19 protein-coding genes are annotated in these 21748 nt (G+C 58.1%); 6 read left to right on the forward strand and 13 right to left on the reverse strand.

Going from position 1 to position 21748, the window contains the following annotated elements:
• Window positions 1–93: 93 nt before the first annotated feature.
• From radC to P3W75_RS06050, 3 genes are all read right to left on the reverse strand, one after another.
• Window positions 94–588 (reverse strand): RadC family protein, encoded by a 495-nt coding sequence (gene radC, locus P3W75_RS06040; RefSeq protein ID WP_034020995.1) that lies wholly within the window; start codon window positions 586–588, stop codon window positions 94–96.
• A gap of 110 nt (window positions 589–698) precedes the next feature.
• On the reverse strand, window positions 699–1172 hold the full coding sequence (locus P3W75_RS06045; protein ID WP_276226457.1) for a hypothetical protein: 474 nt from the start codon (window positions 1170–1172) through the stop codon (window positions 699–701).
• Window positions 1173–1182: 10 nt separating this feature from the next.
• Window positions 1183–2205: a hypothetical protein gene (locus P3W75_RS06050; protein WP_276226458.1), complete on the reverse strand. Its 1023-nt coding sequence runs from the start codon at window positions 2203–2205 to the stop codon at window positions 1183–1185.
• Between the two features lie 185 nt (window positions 2206–2390).
• Between P3W75_RS06050 and P3W75_RS06055 the strand changes: the two genes are divergently transcribed.
• Window positions 2391–2753, forward strand: a complete 363-nt coding sequence (locus P3W75_RS06055; RefSeq protein ID WP_034021032.1) for a helix-turn-helix domain-containing protein — start codon at window positions 2391–2393, stop codon at window positions 2751–2753.
• 1 nt (window position 2754) lies between these two features.
• Here the strand turns inward: P3W75_RS06055 and P3W75_RS06060 are convergent, their stop codons facing one another.
• The 10 genes from P3W75_RS06060 to P3W75_RS06105 form a co-directional block, all read right to left on the reverse strand.
• The gene (locus P3W75_RS06060; RefSeq protein ID WP_276226459.1) at window positions 2755–3318 is read right to left on the reverse strand and encodes a hypothetical protein; all 564 of its coding nucleotides are present in this window, start codon (window positions 3316–3318) and stop codon (window positions 2755–2757) included.
• Window positions 3319–3410: 92 nt separating this feature from the next.
• Window positions 3411–4352 (reverse strand): hydrolase or metal-binding protein, encoded by a 942-nt coding sequence (locus P3W75_RS06065; protein ID WP_276226460.1) that lies wholly within the window; start codon window positions 4350–4352, stop codon window positions 3411–3413.
• Window positions 4353–4428: 76 nt separating this feature from the next.
• On the reverse strand, window positions 4429–5430 hold the full coding sequence (locus tag P3W75_RS06070; RefSeq protein ID WP_276226461.1) for a YqaJ viral recombinase family protein: 1002 nt from the start codon (window positions 5428–5430) through the stop codon (window positions 4429–4431).
• A 75-nt stretch (window positions 5431–5505) separates the two neighbouring features.
• Window positions 5506–6474 (reverse strand): DUF932 domain-containing protein, encoded by a 969-nt coding sequence (locus tag P3W75_RS06075; RefSeq protein ID WP_276226462.1) that lies wholly within the window; start codon window positions 6472–6474, stop codon window positions 5506–5508.
• 120 nt (window positions 6475–6594) lie between these two features.
• The gene (locus P3W75_RS06080) at window positions 6595–6927 is read right to left on the reverse strand and encodes a hypothetical protein (protein ID WP_276226463.1); all 333 of its coding nucleotides are present in this window, start codon (window positions 6925–6927) and stop codon (window positions 6595–6597) included.
• A 172-nt stretch (window positions 6928–7099) separates the two neighbouring features.
• Complete coding sequence (locus tag P3W75_RS06085; protein ID WP_276226464.1) at window positions 7100–7393, reverse strand: hypothetical protein; 294 nt, start codon at window positions 7391–7393, stop codon at window positions 7100–7102.
• 233 nt (window positions 7394–7626) lie between these two features.
• A complete protein-coding gene (locus tag P3W75_RS06090) occupies window positions 7627–8613 on the reverse strand; it encodes a hypothetical protein (protein ID WP_276226465.1) in 987 nt (328 codons plus the stop codon).
• Window positions 8614–8839: 226 nt separating this feature from the next.
• Window positions 8840–9463, reverse strand: a complete 624-nt coding sequence (locus P3W75_RS06095) for a hypothetical protein (RefSeq protein ID WP_276226466.1) — start codon at window positions 9461–9463, stop codon at window positions 8840–8842.
• A gap of 188 nt (window positions 9464–9651) precedes the next feature.
• Complete coding sequence (locus P3W75_RS06100; protein ID WP_276226467.1) at window positions 9652–9816, reverse strand: hypothetical protein; 165 nt, start codon at window positions 9814–9816, stop codon at window positions 9652–9654.
• 70 nt (window positions 9817–9886) lie between these two features.
• Window positions 9887–10885, reverse strand: coding sequence for a helix-turn-helix transcriptional regulator (locus tag P3W75_RS06105; protein ID WP_276226468.1), 999 nt, complete (start codon window positions 10883–10885; stop codon window positions 9887–9889).
• A 274-nt stretch (window positions 10886–11159) separates the two neighbouring features.
• Between P3W75_RS06105 and P3W75_RS06110 the strand changes: the two genes are divergently transcribed.
• The 5 genes from P3W75_RS06110 to recD all read left to right on the forward strand — a co-directional run bounded on the left by P3W75_RS06110 (window position 11160) and on the right by recD (window position 21593).
• Window positions 11160–11792, forward strand: a complete 633-nt coding sequence (locus P3W75_RS06110) for a hypothetical protein (protein WP_276226469.1) — start codon at window positions 11160–11162, stop codon at window positions 11790–11792.
• A 12-nt stretch (window positions 11793–11804) separates the two neighbouring features.
• On the forward strand, window positions 11805–12419 hold the full coding sequence (locus tag P3W75_RS06115; RefSeq protein ID WP_276226470.1) for a hypothetical protein: 615 nt from the start codon (window positions 11805–11807) through the stop codon (window positions 12417–12419).
• A 116-nt stretch (window positions 12420–12535) separates the two neighbouring features.
• Complete coding sequence (gene recC, locus P3W75_RS06120) at window positions 12536–15934, forward strand: exodeoxyribonuclease V subunit gamma (protein WP_276226471.1); 3399 nt, start codon at window positions 12536–12538, stop codon at window positions 15932–15934.
• Window positions 15931–19563 carry an exodeoxyribonuclease V subunit beta gene (gene recB, locus P3W75_RS06125; RefSeq protein WP_276226472.1) on the forward strand — a complete coding sequence of 1211 codons (3633 nt, stop codon included), beginning with the start codon at window positions 15931–15933 and terminating at the stop codon, window positions 19561–19563. The genes recC and recB overlap by 4 nt, the downstream gene beginning before the upstream one ends.
• Window positions 19560–21593, forward strand: coding sequence for an exodeoxyribonuclease V subunit alpha (gene recD / locus P3W75_RS06130; protein WP_276226473.1), 2034 nt, complete (start codon window positions 19560–19562; stop codon window positions 21591–21593). The genes recB and recD overlap by 4 nt, the downstream gene beginning before the upstream one ends.
• Window positions 21594–21748: the final 155 nt, after the last annotated feature.

Genomic DNA, 21748 nt, shown 5'->3' on the forward strand with positions numbered 1-21748 from the left:
ATTGTTTCTTCGCTGAGTGAAGTGAAGCAATTGTTGCGGCATTGATCGCGCCTCGGAACTGCATGGCCAATTCTATGCTGCTCCTCCCTCGCTTCATAGGCAGCCCATTTCTGCCAGTGACACGCAGCCTTCACTACCGACAACAATGTGATCGAGCGTGCGTATGCTAACCAACTCCAGCGCCTGTTTGAGTTTGGTGGTTAGTACGCGGTCCGCTTGGCTTGGGGCCGGATCGCCTGAAGGGTGGTTATGCACCAATATGACCGCTGCAGCGTTGTGGGCGAGGGCGAGCTTGACGACCTCCCGAGGATAGACGCTGGCGCCATCCAGCGTGCCGCGAAACAGCTCCTGAAACTGGATGACACGATGTTTGTTGTCGAGCAGGAGTACGGCGAATACTTCGTGCTCGTACTCCTGCAGGAGGATCTGCAGGTAGCTGAATACCTCCGTGGGGTCATGCAAGGGATGACCTTTCCGCAGCCGCTGGCTGGCCAGGTGTTTGGCCATCGCCAGGATGTCGTGCTCCGTAAGCGGGGCATTCGCGATGTAGGTGCCGGTGGTTTCTCCGGCCTTGAACTTGGTTGTCATTGGATGAGTTCCATAGGTTTTCTGCGGGCATAAAAAAGCCTGACCCGTTGCCGGATCAGGCTGTTCGGTGGGAGGCGCCGCGGGGCGCATCCGTTATCTAGTGATGGGACTCACTCTTTCGGCAGCTTGCCTTCGCTACACCAACCCTGCCATTCCGTAATCTGGTCATGGGTGACCGCCGCCTCTTCGCCTTCTTCCCGGCGATAGGCTGCGACCCAGGTGTCCAGGCAAGTGTCAGGATCCATTTTGGTGGCGGCCGGCTTTTGTTGCGCCAGGCGATTGAGCTGTCCTATGCGCGCCTGGAGGCTGGACTCGACGCAGACGTAGTTCTGGCAGGTTGCTTGAACCTTTCGCTCCCATGCCTTTTGATCGTTCACGACCTGTGTCCTTGTCGCCTGGTTGTAGTCGGGGCTATTCAGAATTCTGGCCAACGACTTGTCGACAGCTCTTTTGAGACCCTGCAGGGATTGTTGGTAGCAGGTTTCTACTGCCTGCGGCGTTTGCCGGGTGTCGCAGTAACCATTGGCATATGCGTTGAGCGATAGCATCAGTAGTGCCGGCATGGCGGCTTTCAACGTGATCATGACGGTGGTCCTAAATCAGCGGAGCTTTCTGGCGCAGCTCGGCATAGGTTTTGGCGGTATTGCTGTAAACGTCGCGCAAGCTGCCTAGCCGATTCTCGTGGCCAAATCGCTTGACCTGGCCGTCGCTGTAGTCGCCCTCCAGGCCCGACCACACGAGTTCGACCTGCTCGCCTTTCACCACCCACTGAAAGACCTCGGCAACGGACTCGATGGTGGCGGCGTTATCAAACGCTGCGAGTTTTTGCGCACGTTCAGCGTCGAGCGCTGCCAACTGGGTTTCGTACTGACCCTGCAACTTGTCCATGGCCTCCCGTGCCTTGGCGAGCCGCTGCTGGGCATAGGCGGAGGACTCGTTACCCCGCGTTTGCTGGATACCAGCAAGGCGAGCGCGCTCCTCCTCGATAGCGGCCTGCAGCTGAGGACGAACAGTGGCTATAGCTTGGAGTAACTCCTGTTCAGCCTGCTGATAGGCGGCGAAGCGTTGCGGGTTGGATTTGTCGGGCGGGTACTGGTTGTAAAAGCGTTGGCTGAGCGACACGAGCTCTTGCCCAATCGGAGGGTTGACGTAGCCCCGCAGGGATTTCCATGGCGGGTTTTCATTGAGCATTTCGCTGAGATTCAGCAGTGCGCTGAGTCGATCGATTTCCAGCGGTGTCTTGTTGAGGACAGGGGCGTTGAGAGACTTTTCGGCGGACTCCAGCTCCACCCGGGCTGACTCCAGGAACGGCTTGATCTGGGGCTGCTGCGAGGCCAGGTAGCTGACCAGGTTGTTCTTCTGACGTTGCCGTTCGTTCTCGTAGTAGGGCTCGATATCGGCGATATGGCACTTGTACTGCACCAGCTTGCGATTTCGATCGTCGGTGATGATTTCCCAGTCGACGCTCTTGCAGATATTCCGATTGCTAAACGCCTGATCGATGGTGAATTGCTCGTTCACCTGCATGCGGGCGTTTTTGACAGTATCGATGTCGTCGTTGCAGCCAGTGAGCGCCATGGGCAGCAAGGGGACGAGCATAAGCTTTCGCAGGTTCATGATGACCTCGAATGGTGTAGGGATGGAGTGAGGGAGTAGAGGTGAGAGACGCGGGTTGCTTCCTGCAGAACCAGATCCTTCAAATTGGCAGTGGATGTTCGACCTTATGAGTTGAGATTCATCTTTTTGTGTCCTTCATGTCAATCAGTGGATAGCCAACCATCGAAGTTGAGATGGGAGGTGCCATGTCCGAGATTGATCAGAAGCACTTGGCTGAAGTTGTGGGCCGAGCGATTGCCAAGCAGCGGGTTCGCTGTGGCATGACCCAAGAGGAAGTTGCCGAGCGCCTCGGAGTGGGAAGCGAGGCGGTATCGCGCATTGAGCGTGGGGTGGTCATTCCGACGGTGCTGCGCTTGCTCGAGCTGGCCTCTGTCTTCGAGTGCGAAGCCGCCGAACTGCTCAACGAGTCGAGTTCACGCGTGACCGATCAGGCGAGCCGAATCAGCCAGCTGTTGGGTGGACTGAACGAGGCGGATCGTCTGTTGGTGATGGAGATCGTGGAGCAGTTGAGCGGGCGGCTTAGCCGGAAGCAGGGGAAGGTCCGCTGAATTAGGCAATGTTCGTGAAGCAGGGCAATCCCGCCAGCGACGGCGCATCCGGATCGAAGATCAGAAAGCGCACATTGGCTTGCCCAGCCAGGTGCAGGATGTCGACGAATTCCACGGGCAAGCCGTAGTCCAGCTGCCGCTGGCGCAAATCGGCCGGGCGGGTGCTGAACAGTTCCAGGTTATCCTCCGTCCAGGGGGTATTTCTCAGTTTGCAGCCGACGACACTGTGTCCGGACATCTCGAAGAACTCGATGTGTAGTTCGCGTAAGTGCAGTGGTCTATCGGCATAAGCGAGGCTGAACAAGTAATCCACGACGGCTTCTGGCAGATGCGCAGTACTGATTTCCCAGCAGCGGCTGAAATGCCCAGTCGCGAAGGTCAGCCGTTCAACGATTTGCTGCGCCTGCTCCAGTGTGGGCTGTACACCCAGGACCAGCGTGTGATCCCGGTCCTTTGCGTGGATCACGTAGGACAACGCTCGCAGCGAGCCACCTGGTTGCAGGTCCTGTACCAGCAGTTGGATGGACAGTTTGTCGTAACCGCGGAGAAAGGGATTGAGAGTCATGGGGCCTCCGAACGGATGCCGGTTGGCATCCAGTGACAGTGAAGAGATGTGATGGACGGCAGGAGCCCAAAGGGGCTCCTGTTTATGCCGTCTCAGGCGGGTGGGTTCTCGAGCGAGCGCGCTTCGGCACGTTCTTTCAGTAAGCTGGAAAGCGTGGAGCGGGATTTGCCAGTCGTTGGCAGGGGCGCCGAGTGCTTGGGCTGCGATAACGCTTGGGCTGGCGTATCGGTAGACGGCGCAGGGAAGAACTCATCGACGATGGCGTTGCCTTCGTCCTCGCTGTCCTCGAAGGCGCCATTGGCAAAGCCCAGGCGAGCGGTGGCATCCAGGGCCGCCTGATCAAACCCCGAAGCCTGGCGTAGTTCATCGAGCTCACGCGCCTGCTGCAATGCCAGCTCTAGGGCAACGCCGTTACGTACGGTGATGTCGACGTAGAAGATCGGCGAACCATGGCTTTGACGGGTGGACTTGCCGCGCAGGCGCAACTCCAGGGCGAGACAGGCCAGGCGATTACCGGAGATGGCCTGCAGGTACTGCAGTCGCGCCGCCAGGGTGCGGATGCTGTTGAAGCCGGTCGTGCGAAAGACGAAGCTACCCAGCGCATCCTCATCGCCGATGACCACGTTGAGTCGACCGTAGGGCTTGCAAGCTCCACCCTTAGCCAGAGGACAGGCATCGGGTGAAGGGCAGGGCAGCGACTCGATACCGTCCTGGCCACGACGCTTGCAGGTTTCGCCATTGCCAACACATACCGGGCGCCCTGACTGCCGGTCGAACAGGCAATATTCGGCGCGAAAATTCAGCTCCGGTGCGTTGAACATCAGTCGAATCGGGATGCAGCGGATCTTGCCGCCCTGGGCCTTACGCAATGCTTCGTCCAGGGGATGATTGATCCACCCATCGCGCAGTTGCACCTGCGAGGTAATGGTGAATTGGTCGTCCTTCTCCGGCAGGCGCTTGCCGTTCTTTTCGACGACCTTGCCGATGGAAATCCGCCCGAGCACCGGCGGGGTAATAGCCAAGCCTTTGAGCATGGTGGTTCTCCAGTGGAGGAATAAAAAAGACCACCCCGACGCAGGAGCGCCGGAGTGGCCAATGGGGGAAACGAGATCAGAGGATCAGAAAGCGGCGGCTGCCGGTCTTGGTGCTGGGATAGCGCGCCAAGAGGTGGGGCTTTTCCTTGAGCAGTAGCGGTACGTCGAGCACCACGCTGTCCTTGGCCTTGCGCCAGGACACCGAGCCATTGGCGAACTGCGCCCGGCTGGCATCCCCCATGGCTTGCTGCAGTTGCTGCTTCAGTTCGGCTTCGCGTTTGCCCTGGGCTTCCAGGTTGGCACGAACCGATTGCAGTTCATCAAAGGCGCCCGACAGATGCGGGTTCTGGGTGAAGTCCAGGGTGCTGCCACTGTCCAGTGGGTACAGACAGCGCAACGCCTGCTCCGCTGAGTCGGAGCCATCCGCCGGTGGCGGCGTGTCGCGTTGTACGTAGCTCCAGAAGTCCCGCTCCAACTCAATCAGCCGCGCGATGAGTTCGTCGTCGCGCTCGATGCGATGGATTTCCAGGTACTGACCCCCGAGCAGTACAGCCACATCGGCGGCCTGTTTGCCGGTCACTGCCAACTGGTGCATGACCTGCAGTTGCACATACACCGGTACGCCTTCTTTCCAGAGGCGCGCACCGTTGATGCCGGCGGTTTTGCATTCGAGGATCTGTACAGCGCTGGCGCCGATCACCTCGCGGTCGATATTGGCGAGCATCCAACTCAGTGTGGGATCGGGATGCTGCAGCACGGCATTGATCCGCCGTACTCGATTACCAGTGCGTTGGGTGTAATGGGTGGCCACGATAGGTTCTAGGATGTTGCCCCAGTAGGTGGGGCTGTCTTCATCGTGGGGATCGCTCTGGGGCAGCAGGGCATCGCGGCCGGTCTTCTCCAGCCATAGCTCCAGCTGCGACTGGTAGGGATTGAGGCCGACAGCGGCGGCGGCATCCGAGCTGCCGATACCGTGTTTACGCACTGACAGCCACTCGTCACGAGTCAGATCCTTGGTGCTGACCAGGCGCAGGGCCGGACGGGGGCGGGTGCTGTCATGCAATGAGATTGCTTTCATCGTATTCACCTGCAGACATAAAAACGCCCGATCAGCGCGAGGCTGATCGGGCGAGAGGATTGATGAGCGAGCGGGTTAGGCGACCAGGCGCAGTGCGGCATCCAGGGCGCGTTGCTTGATCTGGGCGCCCTGGCCGAACCAGGCCGAGTCCATGCGGTACTCGTTACTGCGCGCACGACGCTCGTGATCGACGAACTCGGTGACGGCATTGAGCAGTCCCCAGGCGGTGCCTCGCGCCGAATCCAACTGACTGCCTCGGCCGTGTCCTTGGTACAGGCTTTCCACCTTTTGCATGGCGCGAATGTTCGGCACAGCCTTGCCTTGCTGACTGGTGGGCGAACTGTCACCGAGTACCGTGGTGATGAAGCTCAGCGCTTCCTTGGATTTCACTTTTCGCTCAGCCAACGTCCGCATGCGATACATGAACTCGTCCCATTGCGAGACGGCGATGCCGAGTTGCTTCTTCACTAGCTGCGGATCGAAGCGGGTGTTGTGCGGCACCTTGATCGCCCGGCTGGAGCCGTCCAGGGCGATGGTCAGGGTGTTGTTGCACACCACGCGCACCGTGGTCGGCGTCGCCGTGGTAGCCAGGGTGCCGTCGCAGGAGGTGGCCAGCAGCAGATAGCCATTCACCTGGTCATTGCCCTTAAGGGCTGTGCCTTGTCCCGTGCGCGCCAGTGCCCAGAACTTTCGACCACCCTTGAGTACGCCAGCGGTCTCCAGCTCATAGCCAGAGACCTCGGTGAGGTCGCGGTAGAATTCCAGTACTTCGCGTGGCTGCACGGTGTGGTAACGCTGGGAGACCACTGACAGCGGCGCTTTGCTGTCCGAGCGATAGAGAACCTTCTGCTCGGGGAAGGAGTGGATGGTGCCGAGATGGCCGATGGCGTCGGACTTGAAGTGAACCGGACTCTCGAGAATTTCCCAGTCCATGCCGGCTTCACGTTGCCAGACCTCGATGGGTTGTTGCTGGGTGAGTTGATTGCCCAGGCCATGCCACGGCGTGGCACCGACATAAGCCATTTGTTCGATGAGATGAGCCATAAAAATCTCCTTGCCAGAGATGAGCTGGCGAGCGCCGATGCGCGCTTCAGCAGCGCGCATCGGTGTGCGGAAAAAGTGAGGGAAAGGCGGCGCGTGGGAGTGGGGTGCTACAAGGGAGGGCTAGTTTTCGCTGACCGAAAACACGTGGCCGCAGGCCTGGCATTCGAAGTTGTCGAGCACCCGGGCATCGATTTCCTCACCCATGCGGGCACCGGCCAGGCTGCCAACGGCGCCACCGGCCAGCCCGCCCAGGATTGCGCCTGCTACGCCACCGAGTACGGCGCCAATGGGACCCGCAACGGCGCCCAGAGCCGCGCCACTTTGGGCGCCAGTGACCGTGCTGGCGGCACCGGTCGCAGCACCACCGAGTGCTCCGGCTGCGCCGCCCACTTTGCGGGCGAAATTGCGGGTACGAATGTGCTCAGAATTACAGGAAGGGCAGTAAATCGGCATTTTTCAGACTCCTGTTCAACGGAAAGGGCTGAAGAGGGCCATACGTGCCCGTCTTCGCTTAGGTGATACAGGTCTGAAATTTCTTTGAAACCAGGGCTTGCTTAGTCATCGCAAGCCCCAGGCCTACGCGCACTTGCAGAGTGCTTATGTAGGATCTGCAGATAGAGCTCGATTATATCGGCCACCATGCAGGACAGCGCCGAATATCCATGAACAGCGGCTCCTTGTACGGCCACCGAAGCCAGCGCTTCAAGGCCGCTTGGTTAATCTGACGAAGCTTGCGGTCATCCACTTTGCGGAATTTACGCGGCGGACGTTTGCGCCAACTGAAGAAACTGTCGCTGTGAAAGCGTGCCAGTCGCCGGCGGACGGCAACGGACTTGAAGTTCCAATCAGGTTCGTCGATGTCCCAGAGGGCATAAATAAAGTCGTACTGGCAGGTGCGGCGCCGGAAGGTGCGTGCCATGTCGTGACTCCTGAAGAGTTATCTGGATGACATGGCAATCTCCTGGGCGAGGTTCGGTGGCTGTCTAACTAACTGGGACAGTATGCCTCAGTGTTGCGACAGGTTATGTCGTTGGCCTTCAGACTTCTGTCCGCAGGCTAGGAGCTTGTCGACTATAGCGGGCACATTCTTCGGTCTGCCGCCGGTTCGGGGCGGTATTGTCGCTCCGAACCGCCATCGCAATTCAGGTCTTGTTACGACACATGTGGGAGCGGCTGAGGAGGGAACTGAGGTTCTACGCTGAAGCCAATCATGAAGAGTGCTTTCTCGATGTCGCCGATAGACGCAATGCTTGAGTTAAGGACCATCATCTGTTTCAGGAGCTGTCCTGCTAACCGTACCTGGCCTGCCCACACTTCATCTTTATGATGAGTTTTCGTACTGGGGGAGTACAGCTCTGGAAAACTGTAACCTCCAAGAGAAGGATCCCTCTTCGCGCTGCCTTGCCCTCGTCCCCAACGAAACGCCAGATCAGCAGGCACACCTGCAATGTGGGACATCTCAAGCCAGTAGCGCGCCAAGAGTCCCAATGCTGCCCCCACACGCCCGTCATAGATGATGATGTTAGCTGGGTCAGCTGCCGCATAAACCTTTGTCATGGCGGCGTTCATCAGGAGCCCGCGACCATCGAATGCACCAAGCGCCTGCGAAGAACCCGGCTGAAGCAGTTGAGTTGCCTGCATAATGGATTGGCATAGAGTAATTTTCTGATATTGGTCCTCTACCCAGACTCGAGACTTATCGTTTGCTTTTCGCGCGACACCACCCCACTTGAAGATAGCCAAGCATTCGTGACGTGTGGCGGCTTGATCTTTCACTGCAAGTGCTTGCCGTAAGCGAGCAGCGATATGCTGGAAGGAGTTCGGTTGAGGGTCCTCAGGCCAGGAGTAGTGGAAAAATGCTTCCGAAAGTGAGTGGCACCACCAGTGCTGGACGGGCTTGACAATGCGAGTGCGCCAAGGCTTCCAGTGCCTGGATTGACTAATACGGTAGCCATGTAGGAGTCCTGCCCTGCCGGAACATTTTGCAGAGGGGACGCTATTGCTCGCAGCACCTTCATCACTAGGGAAGTCACGGCTCTCTGCTGTAACTTCCAGCTTGCCCCACAGGTCGGCAAGGTACTCCGCAAAGAGACGTTGATTATTAGTCAGACCAATAGGTCCCATTGCTTGTGCACCCAATTTCGTCCCTCCTAATTGCCCAGGCGGAGGCCCGAGCACTCCTCGTCGCTATCTTATGAGTTTTTGCATGCGGATGGACGCTCGCCTTCGAAAACATATCGTCTCTTTGTGCAAGGAGCACTCCTGGCTGTTCTATGGAGATTTCCATCTTTTGGGGGCTTCAGAGTCTCTGCTGGAGCTGTCATCAGAGGTGACCTTCCCGCTAGCTGGTGGCTATCTTTGTCATTCATACAGGAGCAAATATCAGTAGCTTGAGGCCGTAGCCTACATAGTTGGCAGCCTGCCAACCCGTGGCGATTACTTCGCAACCGATGGCCACTCCAAGAAGGTCCAGGGTGTTGGCGTAGTCACCTAATGTGAAGCTGTGATTGGCTTCGATCACCAGCAAGGCTTGAGCTGCATGTCCATGCATCTCGAGTTTTATCTCGGCCAACAGGGCCGCAACTGCGGTGGCGGGTGTGGTGCCCCAACCTGCGGATACTTGGCCAATACAGAGGCCTGTTGACCATGTGGCATAGCTGCTCCAGTCGAGTCCGAGAATGTTCTGGGCTTCCCTGGCCTGGTACAGGCTGGCCCAGAACGCGGTCAGATCCTGCCGGTTTCGCCATCGATAGTGGTGAGCGGGAGACTGGATATCGGGGCTGGGTGGGGTGAAGTGATGGATATGAAGAGTGTCCGCTAACTCGGACAGGAGCTCCCAGGGCATTGGGCTGGTTGTTGAGGTATTCAGCCAGTGGAGCTCATTGAAATGCCCCTTAGGCCAATCCTGGTTCAGGCTGAGAGCAGTGAAGTGGTGTAGGTAATAATGCTGGTGGCCTACGGAGTGGGCAGCGTTGTAGTGCTTTAGCATACAGCGCAGTATTTGCCTGGCCTCGGTTTCCGTTGCCGCTACCAGCGCTATTTCGAAGCACCCTACGGTCAGTTCTCGGCGACTCTGAGTCTGACATGCCAGAAGCGTTGCATCACTTTCGAGATCTTCGCTCTGGCAATGGAGATGACAGAGATAATCGCGAGTTCGCCAACGGCGGAGGCCCATCGTCAGCGCACCTGCACCGGCGCACTGGCGCATTTGTATCCGGGGTACTGAGCTTCTGCCGTCACTCGTGCCATTTCCGAGCTAACGGCCTGAACCGTGATGGTGAAATTGGCGCGAGGGCCGGCATTGGGAGCAACACGTTGCAGGAATGCAGAGTAAGTTTTCATTCTAGGGTCTCCTTATCTGGGTGACAGGAGACAGCATGCAGGACGTGTGCGACACCTCATGTCGTAGGGACTATCTCTTTTCGTAGAGCATAGCCATGCGCGTTACCGTTTCGGCCATTTGTTCACGTAACTCAATTGGCTCAAGTACCTCCAGGTGCTCGCCTTGGCTCAGTAGCCATAGATCGAGTCCCTGGCTTAGGTGCAGGCTGCCGGTCATGATCCACCAGCCTGGAGCACTCGCTTCCAAGTGCTGGTCACTCGTGAGTGCGTTTTCCAGCAAGCGCTCATGTAGCGTTTCGCTCACGCGTAGCTTCAACTGGACCGGATTATCCGTCTTCAGACTTACCAGGCTTTTCTGGGCGGCGATGGAGTTTATGTGGTAATTGGGGGGGGATGGCAGGTCTTCGCCCGTCGAGCGAGCTGAAAGAAAACGGTGTAGAGGCAGCGCCGCGATGTTGCCTTTCGGCAGGCCCTTGAAGATGCAGGACAGATAGATATTGGAGTCTTGGTAAGACAGGCCCAGGGGCTTGAGATGGAGCTCCTTGGGCTCTTGAGCTCCGCGCTTCAGGTAACTGGCTTTCACGCTGCAGTCGTCCAGCAGCGCTTGCTGCATCACTTCGAGAACTTCAGGGGACACTGAGCTTGGGGCCAGGGTTACAAAGCGTGTATTGCTGATGATCTTGCCGGAGCAGTCCTGGGCAGGACGGGTTCCCTTCAGCAAGGATCTTGCGTATTCCCGAATAGAGGCGAGCTTTTGTACCTGTGCCTCCATACCGAACCGGGATGCATGATCCATGATCATGACAAGGTTCATCGCATCGGTCGGCAACATGCTAAGGCGTGAGAGCGACTTGTCCGCCCACCACAATTTAGCTTTTCCGCTGCCCTTAAGGCGACTGTGCACATGGGGATACTTCAGCTCGAGCTCACTCAGATCCCGCTGGATGGTGCGCTTGTCGACGTCGAGCCCTTGGCTGGTTACACGTTGATGAACGGCGGCGCTATCGAGCGCATTTTCCTTGTTCGGAAGTAGGCCAAGGATTAGGTCTTGGCGATAAAGCTGTTCCACTCAGTCATCCCTGTTTGCTTGCGACACGAGCTGTCGCATGGCTGTTGAAAATAGGCTGAAGCGAATGATCAACGATGGGCATCAGCCCGTGCGGGTCCACCGACATGCTCAATCGGATGAGGAGTCTCTTCCTACCCATGGCCTCGCTTCCCGTGATCCGGGTGGCTGCTTTAGCGCTTTGAGCGTGATATTGCAATAAGGCTAGGAAGTGGAGGGGCGAAATAAATTTCTGCCTAGTTTGATAAGTGTCAAATGGCCATCCATCGATAGTAGGATGCTTGAGCTCAAATTTATGGTGCAGCAGGGAGGCGGCATGGAGCTTTTCAGGGCAATTCCGTCCAACCAGATAGCTAAGGCAAGAGAAGGACAGCGGAGGCATTCGTCCGCTCGCATCCCAAGCAACGTGCCTTATGTGGTGGATAACCTCTGGGAGTGGCTAAGGCCTTTGAGCATGCCCTCCCGGCGGCACGCTATCTATGCCAGTCCCACTCCCGAAATGGCGCTTGCCAACGCGAGTGCCCCCCTCAATGAGGGCGAGCACTACATTGCGTGCCGCGTGATCGTCGATCCAGACCATGTACGAATTGCGCAGCTCCCCGTGCGTGATGCGCGTGAGCATCCAGATATTCGAGTGATCACTCGTTGGGTGAGCAGCAATGGCAATGCATTTACCGCACTAGAGCCTGCGCAAAAACAGCAGGTAGCGCCGCTGTTCATGCCTGGCTTGGGACGCGAAGAGCTTGAGGACTTACTCCACAAGGACCGTCTGGTGGAGCAGCTCTGCCGCTACATTCGCCAGACTTCGACCTTCTGGAGCGCTGCGTCGACGCCAGTCGCTGGATCTGAGGGGGAGCTGTTCTTTGAGCTTATTGACCCGTTTGTTACCTACCGGCTGGAGCCGGTCTGAGGAAGTAGTGACATGAACGATGTTTTCCAGATTGAGCCGTTCACCCAAATTGACCGAGCGCAGTCCTACATCCGCGCCTACCCCCATATTTTGTCGGCGTTGAAGACGCCGTACGTACTGGATGAGCAGGCCTTCGTTTGCGGTGCTCACATGGTGTACGGGTGGATGCCAACCATTTTGGAGATCCACGTCAGCGAGTCGATTGATGTACATGCCGGGGTGGCATTGCTCAACAAAGCTCGCACTGCTGGACGCCTTAGCTGTGAAGAGATTGAGCAACTAGCAGGTCTCGTTAATCGCTCTGTCGTTGGGGCATCCAAGCTGCTGCACTTTGTGAATCCTGAGGCATTCGCAATCTGGGACTCTAGGATCTATCGCTTCCTACACCAGAAGCCTGCACACGCTTATCGAGTCAACAACGCCGGCGAGTATGAAACCTATCTGGGACTGCTGCAGCGCTTGCAGCAGGACGATCGATTCCCTGAGCTCCATGCCTCCGTCAATCGGAAAATGGGGTATGCGGTTTCGCCGCTACGTGCGCTTGAAGTGGTGATATTCCTCAACTCTCCCGCCGTGACGACGCCCCCAGAGAAAGGACCGGATGCGGCAGTGGCGGTTGCCGTTTAGCGATGCTGCTTCAACGCTGTTGCGCGCTTTGTGAGCCATGAGTTGGTGGTGACGACATCCGTTGTCGTCGCGCTCCTTTAACGTTTCCCTTCTGTGCATATGCAGGAACCTGACTGATGCAGGAGCTTGAGCCTGGCCTGATCATCATCCACGGCAATCACCTGGAAGAGCTGCGTTCTCTTTCGGTGCAGTGGATGCGCCGCTACCCATTGCGGCCACTGGAAAACGAAGTACTACTGGTGCAAAGCAATGGCATCACTCAGTGGCTTAAGCTTGCGCTCGCTGAGCACGACGGCTGTGGGATAGCCGCGGCGCTTGACGTTGATCTGCCGGCGCGCTTTCTGTGGCAAGCCTACCGCACCGTGTTGGGTAAGGACGCGATTCCTCCTCAATCGCTGTTGGACAAGGCCCCCCTGACGTGGCGTCTGATGCGATTGCTCCCTGGCTTGCTCGCTGACGATGCTTTCGTTCCCTTGCGCCGCTTTTTGTCGGACGACAGCGATCTGCGTAAGCGATACCAATTGGCCGAGCGCTTGGCAGATCTGTTTGACCAATACCAGGTTTACCGCGCCGACTGGTTGGCTGATTGGGCCGAGGGGCAGGATCGGCTACGCACATCGCGTGGCGGCGAGCGTCTGTTAGACGATACCTCTCGGTGGCAGCCGGCTTTGTGGCGCGCCTTGCTCAGCGATGTAGGGCACGAGCATTTGGCGGAGAGCCGGGCCGGCGTGCACCCACGCTTCGTAGCCCGCCTGCGAGAGCTTGAGGAGCGACCACCGGGCCTGCCGCGTCGGTTGACGGTCTTCGGGATCTCTTCCTTGCCAGCCCAGGTGTTGGAGGCGCTGCAGGCAATGGCACGTTTTACCCAGGTCATGCTGTATGTCCACAATCCTTGCCAGCACCACTGGGGCGATATTGTCGAAGACAAGGATCTGCTACTCCACGACTACCGACGGCAGCAGCGTAAAGGTGGACTAAGCGGGCCATTCGACGACACGCAGATGTACCAACATGCTCAGCCGTTGTTGGCTGCGTGGGGGAAACAAGGGCGCGACTACATCAACCTACTCGACCGGTATGACGAGCCTGAGCGTTATCGTGAGCGGTTCGAGCGCATCGATTTGTTCACTGTGGCTCCTCAAAGCACGTTGCTTGGCCAGTTGCAGAACGACATCCTGGATCTGCGCACGCTGGCCGAAACTCGAGCGACTCATCCGCCGGTGGATCCTGATCTTGATAGCTCGTTGCGCTTCCATGTAGCCCACAGCGCTCAGCGTGAAGTGGAGGTGCTGCACGATCAGCTTCTGGCGTGCTTTAGCTCCGACCCGAGCCTACGGCCGCGCGATGTAATCGTGATGGTGCCGGACGTGAATGCCTATGCGCCGCATATTCAGGCGGTTTTCGGTCAGTTCATCCCTGGGGACGCGCGGTTCATCCCGTTCACCTTGGCTGACCAAGGCGTACGTGGCAAAGAACCTCTAGTGATTGCATTGGAGCATTTGCTGCGTCTACCTGAGAGCCGACTTAGTGTCAGCGAAATACTCGACCTTCTGGATGTAGCAGCTGTACGTGCGCGCTTTGGCATCGCTGAAGAGGACATGCCGACGCTTCGTCGTTGGCTTGAGGGTGCTGGCGTGCGTTGGGGCTTGGACGCTGCCCAGCGTCAGTCTCTAGGCCAGAGTGAAGGGCTGGAGCAGAACACATGGCGCTTCGGTCTTCGACGCATGCTGCTGGGATATGCAGTTGGGGCTGCTGGGAGCTTTGCCGAGATCGAGCCTTACGATGAGGTGGGTGGCCTCGATGCAGTGCTGATAGGTCCACTAACTCGTTTGCTGGACGCACTCGATCGACATTTGCAGGTTCTTCGAGAGCCTGCTGTCCCGTCGACTTGGGGAGAGCGTTTGCGCGGGCTGCTGGAGGCTTTCTTCCTGCCCTGTAGCGATCGCGATGAGATGTTGCGTACTCAACTGCTGGACGCTCTCGAGGGCTGGTTAGCGCTTTGTGATACTGCGGCATTGAGCGAGATGCTGCCCTTGCCCGTGGTGCGCGAGGCGTGGTTGGCAAACCTCGATCAGGGGCGGCTGAGTCAGCGATTCTTGGCTGGATCGGTAAATTTTTGCACGTTGATGCCGATGCGAGCCATCCCATTCCGTCACGTCTGCTTGCTGGGCATGAATGATGGTGACTATCCGCGCAGTCAGGCGCCGCTGGACTTTGATCTGATGGCTGGTGATTACCGCCCTGGAGACCGATCGCGACGCGAGGACGACCGCTATCTGCTGCTTGAGGCGTTGTTGGCTGCTCGTGAACGACTCTATGTGAGCTGGGCCGGACGCAGCATTCGTGACAATAGCGAACGTCCTCCATCAGTACTGATCGGCCAGTTGCGCGATCACTTGGCTAGTGGGTGGCGCTTGTCGAGAGCAGGGAAACTGCTTACGGCGCTGACTACGGTGCACCCTCTTCAACCCTTTAGTCGCCGGTACTTTGGGGGTGAGCCAGGTCTATTTAGCTACGCCCACGAGTGGGCTGAGCTGTATGCGCAGGTAGCTGCACCAACAGCGGCGCCTGCCCTTTCTCAGTGGGAGGAGAGCCGCAAAGTCAGCCCCGAGCAATTGCAGAGCTTCCTGAAGGATCCGGTTAAGTACTTCTTTACGCGTCGCCTAAGGGTGTACTTGGACGAAGAGGAGCAGACGCAGTTTGATAGCGAGCCCTTTGGCCTTGATGGCTTGGAACGCTATCAATTGCAGGATCAATTGCTCAAAGCTGCACTGGCAGTGCCGCAAGCAGATCGCGAGGGTGCTTTGGAAGCAGCTGCCAATCGATTGAGGCGCAGTGGTCAACTGCCGCTTGCTGGCTTTGGCGAGCAGTACCGTGCAGATCTGTTGGGGCCATTGCCAAATCAGATGCAGCGATATAGCTCGCTATGCGAGCTCTGGCCCGAATGCCAAGAGTCTTCCCTGCAACTGGCTTTTGAAGCCTCCGGTATACAGCTGCAGGGTTGGCTCAGTGGGCTGCGTCGTCATGCTGATGGACGTCTGGCTCGTTTGGAATTGATGCCTGGTAGCCTCGCCAACGATAACGATTTGAAGTGGCACCGTTTGTTGCGGCCGTACGTGATGCACGTTATTGCAGCGGCCTGCGGAGCACCACTGACGACGCTGTTGGTGGGGGAGGATCAGTCGCTGAGCTTCGCGCCGGTATCAGAGGTCGATGCCGAACGCGTACTAGGTGGGTGGTTGCAAGCTTGGGGTACTGGTATGGCGGTTCCTCTGCCAGTGGCTCTGAAAACCTCTGTGAATTGGCTGCAGAACCAGGATGAGGACAAGGCGCAAAGCTGTTATGAGGGCGCCTTCAAGGTCGTCGGTGAGGTTGCCACTAGCGCCAGCCTTGCTCGCCAATATCCCGACTACTCTGCGCTCATCGCAGACGGGCAGTTCCCGATTTTGAGCGAACAGCTCTATCGATCTCTTTTGGATAGTGAGCTGACCCAGCTTGAGGAGTCCCAGGCATGAGTTCGTCACAACGGCCTCTGGCCCTGCGCTTCCCGCTGTATGGCAGCAGACTGATTGAAGCAAGTGCAGGTACGGGTAAGACCTTTACCATATCCGCACTCTACTTGCGGCTGATCCTTTGTCATGGAGGCGAGCACGCCTTCCGTGAGCCCCTCTTGCCGCCCCAGATACTCGTCGTGACCTTTACTGATGCGGCTACTCGAGAGCTGCGAGATCGTATTCGTGCGCGGTTGGTGCAGGCGACGGAGGTTTTTCGAGGAGACGGTGAGCCTGACGAGTTGCTCGAGGAGTTGCGCGGTGATTTCCCTGAAGCTGAGTGGCCAAGTTGTGCTCGGCGCTTGGAGCTGGCTGCGCAGTGGATGGACGAGGCTGCGGTCTCAACCATCCATGGCTGGTGTCAGCGCATGTTGCGCGAACATGCTTTCGACAGTGGCAGCTTGTTCAACCAGACCCTAGAGACCGATCACAGCGACCTACTGGCTGAGGTAGTCCGTGACTATTGGCGACAGCATTGCTATCCGCTAGATGGGGCTGCGCTGTCATGGGTGGTTAAGAACTGGGAAACCCCTGCGGGGCTTGGCAAGAAGTTGCAGGATCTGCTTGGCGAGATGGATGCTCCTGACGGCGTATCGCTTCGAGAGGTGATTGATCACAGCCAGGCCAGGCGAGCGCAAGAATTGTCAGACCTGAAGGCACCATGGTCGGCCTGGGCAGATGAGATCGAATCGCTGCTAGATGAGGCACGAGAATCCAAAGCGTTCAACGGAAGTAAGCTCAAACAGCCGGACTACAAGGGCTGGAGCAGGAAGTTGAGGGAATGGGCCTCTGGTGCTGAGGTGGCACTGAAAATTGGCAGAGGCTTCGAGCGTCTGACTCCCAACGGCCTGGCTGAAATCTGGAAAACGACGCCGCCCGATCACCCAGCCCTGAACGCCATGATCACGCTGCCCGAGCAACTGAAAAGGCTCCCTGATCCAGTTGAGGCAGCTCTGCGCCACGCAGCAGCCTGGGTGAGTCATCGCTTCGATCACGAAAAGCGCCAACGTGCTGAGATGGGCTTTGACGACATGCTGTCCCGTCTTGACGCAGCGCTGCAGAGTGACAATGGTCCGCGCCTTGCTGAGGTAATTCGTCGGCAGTTCCCGATCGCGCTGATCGACGAGTTCCAAGATACCGATCCGCTGCAGTACCGCATCTTCGACACGCTTTACCAGGTCGAGGCCAATCGGGACGACTGTGGATTGTTCATGATTGGAGATCCCAAGCAGGCCATCTATTCGTTCCGTGGCGCCGATATCTACACCTATCTGCGGGCACGCCGTGCTACTCAGGGGCGGCACTACAACCTAGAGCGTAACTTCCGTTCCAGCCAGAACATGGTTGATGCTGTGAACGAGCTCTTCTTGCATGCTGAGCGGTCTGAAGTCGGGAGTGGGGCATTTCTCCTACGTGATGAGCTGCCGTTCATTCGCGTGGATGCAGAAGGTCGCGAAGAAGTTTGGACTGTGGAGGGCGAGGAGCAGCCGGCCCTCACCGCTTGGCAGTTGACCCAAGATGAACCAGTGGCAAAAAAGGTCTATCTCAAGGCTATGGCAGAAGGGGCGGCCAGCGAGATTGTCCGTTTGCTCGATTTGGGGCAGCAGGGGAGGGCTGGATTTAGACACGAAGGCGAGTTTGATTCGCTGCAACCTAGCGACATTGCAGTGCTGGTGCGCGATTTCAAAGAAGCCCAGGCTATTCGAGGGGAGTTGGCAACCCGCGGTGTGCGCAGCGTGTATATGTCCGACAAAGACTCAGTATTTGCCGGACAGGAAGCACGAGATGTCTTGCTCTGGCTACGTGCCTGCGCCGAGCCCGATCAAGATCGTCCGCTGCGAGCGGCGCTTGCGAGTGCAACGTTGGGGCTGGAGCTCGTCGAGCTAGAAGCACTAAACCTCAATGAGCGTACTTGGGAACGTCGAGTGATGCAGTTCCGGGAGTACCGCCAGCGTTGGCAGCGCCAGGGTGTTCTGCCGATGCTGCGTCAGTTACTCCAGGATTTCGCACTGCCACAGCGTCTGATGGGGCGTACGGAGGGCGAGCGCGTACTAACTAACGTGTTGCATTTAGCTGAGCTTCTACAGCAGGCCTCTGCTGAGCTTGATGGCGAGCTGGCGCTGATCCGACATCTGAGTGAACTGCTAGCCAATGAGGGACAGGCTGCGGACGATCAGGTGCTTCGTCTGGAGAGTGATGAAGCGCTGGTGCGCGTGGTGACGATCCACAAGTCCAAAGGTCTGGAGTACCCGCTGGTATTTTTGCCCTTCATTTGCGCCTTCCGGTCGGTAGATGGCGATAAGCCAATTCAGATACATGATGGGGAGCAGCGGCGACTGGTGTTCAACGCCGACGCACAAACCCTGGCGCGTGCTGAGCGCGAGCGTTTGGGTGAAGATTTGCGCCTGCTCTACGTTGCTCTGACACGGGCACGACATGCGTGTTGGATGGGCGTTGCGGATCTGAAAATTGGTAACGCACACCGGTCGCGGCTACATGATTCTGCTCTGGGGTATTTGCTCGGCGGTGGCCTACCGCTAGCTGCTAGCCAAGATTTGAACAGATGGCTGGCGCCTTTGATCGATCCTTTGCGCAGTGCAGTCGCAGCTGCCCCAGAAGCCAGCCAACAGTATTACCGCGCAGATGAGGCACAACTCCCTCCCGTTCGATGGAGCACCCCAGAACGGGATGCCGCTGAGCATTGGTGGATTGCGTCATACAGTGCACTACGCCTAGACGAGGGGGCGATCATCCCGGTGAGTCGGCATGAGGATACTGCGCCAGACAGCCTGGCGATGCAGAACTCCACTGATGATGACAGCTCCGAAGTGGTACCGGCATCGTTGCTCATGTCCGCTCAGGGGCTGCATCGTTTCCCTCGCGGATCGAATCCAGGAACGTTCCTGCACGGCCTTCTGGAGTTGGCTGCTGAGGAGGGTTTTGCCCACTGTCTAGCGAACCAAGCACAGCTGCGCGAGGTCGTGGCACGACGTTGTCAGCGTCGTGGCCTCGAGGCTTGGATCGATCCGTTGCACGAGTGGCTGTTGGCATTGCTGAGTCAGCAAATGGCCCTCGGCGACGGGGGCTCGGTGAGCCTAGGAGATTTGACTCAGTATCAGGCTGAGCTGGAGTTTTGGTTCGAGGCCCGGCAGGTCGATGTCAGGCAGCTCGATCAATTGGTCAGGAGTACTGAGCTGCCCGGTCTACCGCGGCAGCCTTTGCAAGCCGACACACTGAACGGCATGTTCAAGGGCTTCATTGACTTGGCCTTCGAGTACCAGGGGCGCTACTACGTAGCGGACTACAAGTCCAACTGGCTCGGCGCTGATGATGCTGCTTACACGCGCGAGGCGATGGAGTCGTCGATGGCGGCCCATCGCTACGACCTACAGTACGTGCTCTACGTGCTAGCGCTGCACCGTCAACTGCGTTTACGTCTACTGGATTACGACTATGACCGTCATATGGGGGGAGCTCTTTACTTGTTTGTGCGCTCCCCAGGGGGTGGGGTTTACCAGGCTCGCCCCGCGAGAGGGTTGATTGAGCAGCTAGACGCCTTGTTTCTTGGCGAGTCCCAGGAGAGCTTCGCATGACTGTTGAATTGTCCTCGGCGCTTTTCGACCGCACTGAGACGCTTGCACTGCTCGAAGGTTGGTGCGAACGCGGCTGGTTGCGCGATTTGGACCGGGCATTGGCTCAGTTCTTCATTGAGTTAGACCCCACCGCCTCTCCGCTTCTGATCCTGGCTGCCGCGTTGGCAAGTCATCAACTGGGACAGGGTCACATATGCCTTGATCTTGAAGCGACGCTGAGACACCCAGACCTGACCCTGTCACTGCCGCCCGAAGGCGAAGCTCCGGAGGTGGCTGCGTTGCTGCCCTCCCAAATACTGGCGGGATTGAGCTTAGAGGAGTGGCTACAGTCGTGTGCCGGTAGTGCGTTGTTAGAGGGGGATTGCGCTCCGCTGGTGTTAGTCGGTCCTTGTCTGTATTTGCGCCGTTACCGGGATTATGAACAGCAAGTTGCTACCAGCATTGCGCGGCGGCTGCGAGCGCCGGCAAATACACCGGCCGACCTTGCGGCTCGCCTTTCGACATTGTTCCCCGAGCCGTTTCTGCTGAATGGTGAACGCCAGACAGACTGGCAGAAGCTGGCTTGCGCGCTTGCTACGCGAGGAAATTTCACCCTCATCACGGGAGGGCCGGGCACAGGGAAAACCACCACAGTAGTCCGTCTACTCGCCTTGCTGCAGGAGTCAGCGCTTGCTGAGGGTGCGCCGTTGCGATTGAGCTTGGCGGCACCCACTGGCAAGGCTGCGGCGCGTCTCACTGAGTCGATTAGCGGTCAGGTGGCTTCGTTGCCGGTGCCGGCGTACGTGCGCGAGCAGATTCCGACCACTGTGACTACATTGCACCGCTTGCTTGGCAGCCTGCCCGACACTCGCCACTTCCGGCACAACGCGAGTAATCCATTACCGCTTGATGTGCTCGTGGTGGATGAGGCATCGATGATCGACCTAGAAATGATGGCCAGCCTGCTCGGCGCATTGCCTGACCACGCTCGACTGATTTTGCTTGGAGATAAGGACCAGCTTGCTTCAGTGGAAGCGGGGGCGGTACTGGGCGATCTCTGCAGAGAGGCGGAGAGTGGGGGGTACAACGAAGCCACCCGTGCGTGGCTAGAGTCCCAGACTGACGAGCAATTAGTTGGCGCAGAGTTGATATCGGGCGACCAGGAACTGGCACAGCACATCGTGATGCTGCGGCACTCGCGGCGCTTTGGTAGTAGCTCTGGAATTGGCCGTTTGGCGCGCGCCGTCAATGCGGGCGATGCAGTCACTGCGCGGGCGACGCTGGCCGACGGAGATGAGAGCCTGCATGTGCAGAGGCTCGCGGGAGAGCAAGATCGGGCCTTAGAGCAGCTGCTACTCGACGGTGTAGGAACTGCTGATCGACGTCCCCGTGGTTATGCACATTACTTAGAGGTTATGCAGGCATATCGACCGTCGCTGGGTGATGCTGGTGAGGTCTGGAATGCCTGGGCGAGTCGTGTATTGACTGCCTTTGACCAGTTCCAGCTGCTCTGCGCTGTGCGTAAAGGACCTTGGGGCGTGGAGGAGTTGAATGGGCGTATCGCCCATGCGCTTCAGGGGCGAGGCTTGCTGGAGCAGGACCATGGTTGGTATGAGGGGCGGCCGGTACTGGTAACTCGAAACGACTATGGCTTGGGGTTAATGAACGGAGACGTTGGTATAGCCCTGCGCCTGCCAGAGCCCTCGGAGCTGCCAGGTTCACCGCCAAATCTGGTTCTGCGGGTCGTTTTTCCGCGTAATGACGGTAGCGGTGAGCTGCGGCATATCCTGCCGAGCCGGCTGAGCGCAGTAGAAACGGTGTTTGCCATGACCGTACATAAGTCCCAAGGCTCAGAGTTCGAACACTGCGCGTTGATCCTGCCGGATGCGCTGAGTCCCGTGCTCACCAAGGAGTTGCTCTACACCGGCATTACTCGCGCAAGGGACTGGTTCACCCTGTTGGAAAGCCGCGCTGGGCTATTGGAGCAGGTCGTGCGTAGGCGAATAGAGCGACGTAGCGGGTTAAGGGCGTCCCTTATTGCAGGGGACTAATGCTGCTGCCGTGGGCCTTGTCCCTTCAAGTGTCCACGCAGCCCGGGACAAACCACCTTGATCCCAAGGAAACGGTCAGCACAAGACTCCTACTCTTGGCTCGGAGTCTGTGCTGGTGATGGCTTTCAATACGCCGCTATGCAACTCGTACCCAA

This window comes from Pseudomonas citronellolis (assembly GCF_029335315.1).
In the GTDB taxonomy this organism is placed as follows: Bacteria; Pseudomonadota; Gammaproteobacteria; order Pseudomonadales; family Pseudomonadaceae; genus Pseudomonas; species Pseudomonas citronellolis_A.